General features: G+C 71.6%; 5 protein-coding genes. All 5 read right to left on the reverse strand.

The window, feature by feature from the left end:
• Positions 1-360: 360 nt before the first annotated feature.
• A complete protein-coding gene (locus tag E9565_RS21540; protein ID WP_236828795.1) occupies positions 361-831 on the reverse strand; it encodes a flagellar basal body-associated FliL family protein in 471 nt (156 codons plus the stop codon).
• The gene (locus E9565_RS21545) at positions 828-1,730 is read right to left on the reverse strand and encodes a flagellar motor protein MotB (protein ID WP_236836694.1); all 903 of its coding nucleotides are present in this window, start codon (positions 1,728-1,730) and stop codon (positions 828-830) included. The genes E9565_RS21540 and E9565_RS21545 overlap by 4 nt, the downstream gene beginning before the upstream one ends.
• A gap of 4 nt (positions 1,731-1,734) precedes the next feature.
• Positions 1,735-2,505 carry a motility protein A gene (locus E9565_RS21550; RefSeq protein WP_236828798.1) on the reverse strand — a complete coding sequence of 257 codons (771 nt, stop codon included), beginning with the start codon at positions 2,503-2,505 and terminating at the stop codon, positions 1,735-1,737.
• A gap of 3 nt (positions 2,506-2,508) precedes the next feature.
• Complete coding sequence (locus E9565_RS21555) at positions 2,509-2,790, reverse strand: flagellar FlbD family protein (RefSeq protein WP_236828800.1); 282 nt, start codon at positions 2,788-2,790, stop codon at positions 2,509-2,511.
• 241 nt (positions 2,791-3,031) lie between these two features.
• Positions 3,032-4,335: flagellar hook protein FlgE (locus E9565_RS21560; protein WP_236836695.1), on the reverse strand; the 1,304-nt coding region annotated here is incomplete at its 5' end.

A 4,335-nucleotide genomic window follows, 5' to 3' on the forward strand; every position in this document is an offset into this window, starting at 1 on the left:
GACCGGTACTGCTCCGCTCCACCCGCACCACCCGCCACACGACCCCCGGCCGGCACGGGGCACCCTGACCGGGCGCCGCGGGTGCCCCGTGCCGGCCGGGGGTCGTGTGGCGGGTGGTGCGGGTGGAGCGGAGCAGTACCGGTCAGGGGCTCATCCGGTCGGCGGGTGACGATGTGCGCTGGGTGGGAGTTCCAGGAGCTGGTGTCCCCACTCAGCGCACATCGTCCGCCCGGCCGCCTGTCGCACCTGCGGCTCGCCCGGTGGTGGATGGGCGTCGACGGCTCGCATCAACCGGTCGGCAGCCGCCCTCCACCTCCGCCGGCGACGCCGGGCGGGTGCGGAGGGGGACTCGGTCGAGTCTCACTGCGTGACGTACTCCGTGTAGTAGATGCCCATGACCGTCTGGACACCGTCGACGGTGTAGGCCTCGATGATCTTCTGCTCCAGCGACTCCTTCAGCGCCTCCCGGGCGTTGGTGACGTCGGCCGGGTTGGCCTGCGAGAAGGTGGAGATGATCGCGTCGTAGGCCTTGGCGCCGTCGACACCGCCCGCGCCGTGGCCGCCGCCGGCGGCCTCGACGGTGTAGTCCAGGGTGATCCCGATCTTCAGGTAGCCACCACCGGCGAGGTTCACCGCGATGGGCTCCAGCGCGGTGTAGCCGCCGTGCTCGGGTGCTGCGGCCTCCGCCTCGCCGGAGCCGGCGAAGAGGAAGAAGTAGGCGGCACCGGCGCCGGCGAGCAGCACCAGGGCCAGCGCCAGGAGGAGCTTGCCCTTGCCGCCCTTGCCCTCGGTCTCCTCGCCGTCGGCGGGCGCGGTCTTGTCCTTGCTCATTCGGTCACTCCTCGGTGGGCGGCGTCGAGGCCGGGCAGGAGGGCGTTGGCCTCCGCCGACGCGGTGGACAGGACGACGACGTCGACCCGTCTGTTGACGGTGAGTGCGGAGGGGTCGGACTCGGGCACCAGCGGCCGGGTCGAGGAGTAGCCGACGGCCGACAGGCGCGGCTGCGGGATCCCCTCCGTGGCCAGGTACCGGACGACCGTGGTCGCGCGGGTGGCCGAGAGCTCCCAGTTCGACGGCCACGGGCCGCCGGCGGTGACCGGGAGGTGGTTGGCGTGGCCCTCCACCCCGAGCTGGTTGGGCAGCTCGCCGAGGGTGGGCGCGACGGCGCTGAGGATCGCCCGCCCCTCGGGTCGGAGGACGGCCTCCTCGGCGTCGAAGAGCACCTGGTCGGCCACGATGTGCACGACCAGGCCGCGCTCGTCGATCTCGAAGCGGGCGGCGCCGGCGTACCCCGCCGCGGTGAGCGCCGCGTCGATCCGGTCGCGGGCCCGGGCCAGGTCGTCGTAGGCGGCCTGCGCCTCGCCGGCGATGCGCTCGGCCCGCTCCGCCGCGGCCTGCGCGGCGGCCTTGTCGAGCTCGGCCTGCGCGACGGTCGGGTCCGACGGGATGGCGGAGGCGATGTCGACCACGCCGGGCAGCCCGTCGAGGACGGCCCCCTCCGGCGTCGGGCCCGGCTGGACGGTGATGGGCCCGCCGAAGCTCTCGGCCATGCCCTTGGCCAGGGCCGCGAACTTCTGCTCGTCCACCTTGCTCATCGCGAAGAGGACCACGAACAGCACGAACAGCAGGGTCATCATGTCGAAGCCCGACACCAGCCACCGCTCGTGGTTCTCGTGCTCCTCGTGCTCCTCGTGCTTCTTGCCGCGGCGGCGGCCGTGACCGCTGCTCACGGGGTCACGCCGCTTCCTTGGCCACCGAGCCCGGCGGCACGAGCGAGGTCAGCTTGAGCCGGACGGCGCGCGGGCTCGTGCCGGCCTGGATCTCGGCGATGCCCTCGACGAGCAGCTCCATCTGCGCGGCCTGCAGCTCGCTGACCCGGAGGATCTTGGCGCCCATGGGGAGGAACCAGAAGTTGGCGGCCATGACGCCCCAGAGCGTGGCGATGAACGCCGCGGCGACCATGGGACCGAGCGTCTCGGGGTTGTTGAGGTTCCCCATGACGTTCATCAGGCCGACGATGCAGCCCAGGATGCCGATGGTCGGCGCGTAGCCGCCCATGTTGTTCATGAACTTGGCGGCGACCTTGTCCTCGGCCTTCTTGGCCGCGATCTCGCTCTCGAGGACGGCACGCAGCTCCTCGGGGTCGGTGCCGTCGATGCCCATCTGCAGCCCGCGCTTGAGGAACGGGTCCTCGATCTGCTTGACCTGGGCCTCCAGCGCGAGCAGGCCCTCCTTGCGGGCCTTCTCCGCGAGGCTGACCAGGGTCTGGATCTGGTCGGTCGGCGGCGGCACCTTCGCCGGCATCACGGCCATCTTGAACCAGCTGCCGACCTTCTTCAGGTCGTCCATCGTCTGGCTGGCCGCCGCCGCGCCGAAGGTGGCGATGACCACCAGGACGATCGCCGGCAGGAAGATCAGCGATGTCGGGTCGGCGCCTTCGAGGATCATGAAGACGACCAGGGCGATGATGGAGATGGCGAACCCGATCAGGGTGGCCGGATCCACGGGTCAGCGCTCCTCTCGGGTCGGGAAGGGGACGACGGACGAGTCGCCCACCGGCTGCCCGGGGACCTGCGGGCGGTAGGTGCCGCGGTCCATCTCGTAGGAGAGGGCGAGGATGCCGGCGCGGTACTCGCGGATCTCCTGCAGCACCTCGGACACGCTCTCGCGCACCACGTACTTCGTGCCGTCCACCAGGAAGGCGACCGTGTCGGGGTGGGCCTCGACCTTCTCGATCAGGTCGGGGTTGAGCGCGAACTCGTCGCCGTTCAGGCGCGTCACTCGGATCACGGGTGGGTCCTCTTGCTCGGGGTGCCGGTGTACCGGGCGGGAACGGCACCTCTGTCATCGGCCCCGGTCGGGGCCTCCTTGAGCCGAAGGTGCTGGCGGGGGGCGTGTGACGGACGGCCCGGTCACCCTTCCGGGTGACCGGGCCGCCGGTGGTCGGGCTGCGCCGGGATGGCAGCGGAAGGACCCGCCTGCCCCCCACCGCCCGCACGCTCGCGGCGGGCCCCTGCAGGCGGGCCGATGCTCAGCGCTTGAGGTTCACCAGGTCCTGGAGGATCTCGTCGGACGCGGTGATCACGCGGCTGTTGGCCTGGAAGCCGCGCTGGGCGACGATCAGGCTGGTGAACTCCTCGGAGAGGTCGACGTTGGACATCTCCAGGGCACCGGAGACCAGCTGCCCGCGCCCTCCGGCACCGGCGACGCCGATCATCGCCACGCCGGAGTTGTCGCCCACGCGGAACGAGGAGTTGCCGGCCTTCTCCAGCCCGCTGGGGTTGTTGAAGGCGGCCATGGCCAGCTGCCCGAGCGGCTGGCGCAGGCCGTTGGAGTAGACGCCGGTGATGGTGCCGTCGTTGGAGAGCGAGAACGACTGCAGCGAGCCCAGGGCGTAGCCGTCCTGCTCCGGGGCGGTGACCTCGCTGGAGCCGGCGAACTGGGTGATCGAGCCGCCGCCCAGGGCGACCGACACCGGCCCGGCCCAGCTGGCGCCGCCGGGCAGGAAGGAGATGTCGCCGGCCGGTGCGGTCATCACGCCGTTCACGTCGAACTCGACGGTCATGGCCTCGACCGGGGCGCCGCCCCCGTCGACCATGGGGGTTCCGTCCGCTGCGCTGAACTGCTTGGCGTCGCCCGCTGCGTCCCGCACGACGAGGCTCCACGTGTTGTCGGCGGTCTTGGTGAACGTGTAGGTCATCGGCTGCCCGACGCCCTGCGCGTCGTACATCGTCGTCGGGGTCTGCACGATCGCGCCCACCGGCGACGCGGCGTTGAGGTTGCCCTCGAGCTGGCCGGCGGTGGTGGCGCGCGGGTTGACGATCTGGCCGTAGGGCACGGACAGGGGGCCGATCGGGCCGTTCGGGTTGATGGTGCCGTCGGCCTCGGCGATCCAGCCCTGCAGGATGCTGCCGTCGGGGGTGACCAGCCGGCCGGTGGCGTCGAAGTCGAACGAGCCGGCCCGGGTGTACAGCTGCTCCCCGCCGGGCCCGCTGGTGACGAAGAAGCCGTCGCCCTCGATCATGAAGTCGGTCGAGCGGCCGGTCGACTGGGCGGCCCCGTTGGTCCAGTTGGTGGTGACCGCTGCGAGCTTCACGCCCAGGCCGATCTGCGCGGGGTTCGTGCCGCCGCGGTCCTCGGCGGGGGCGCCGCCGGCGCGCACGATCTGCGAGAGCGTGTCCTGGAAGACGGTGGAGCTGCTCTTGAAGCCGACGGTGTTGACGTTGGCGATGTTGTTGCCGGTGACGTCCATCTTGGTCTGGTGGGCACGCAGACCGGAGATGGCGGAGAACATGGAGCGGAGCATCGGGGTCTCCTCCGGGTGGGGGGCGGGGC

The organism is Blastococcus sp. KM273129 (assembly GCF_021698995.1).
Lineage (GTDB): Bacteria > Actinomycetota > Actinomycetes > Mycobacteriales > Geodermatophilaceae > Blastococcus.

Coding starts and splice junctions, on each gene's coding strand:
- E9565_RS21540 (WP_236828795.1), bottom strand. CDS start 831: ATGAGCAAGGACAAGACCGCGCCCGCCGACGGCGAGGAGACCGAGGGC.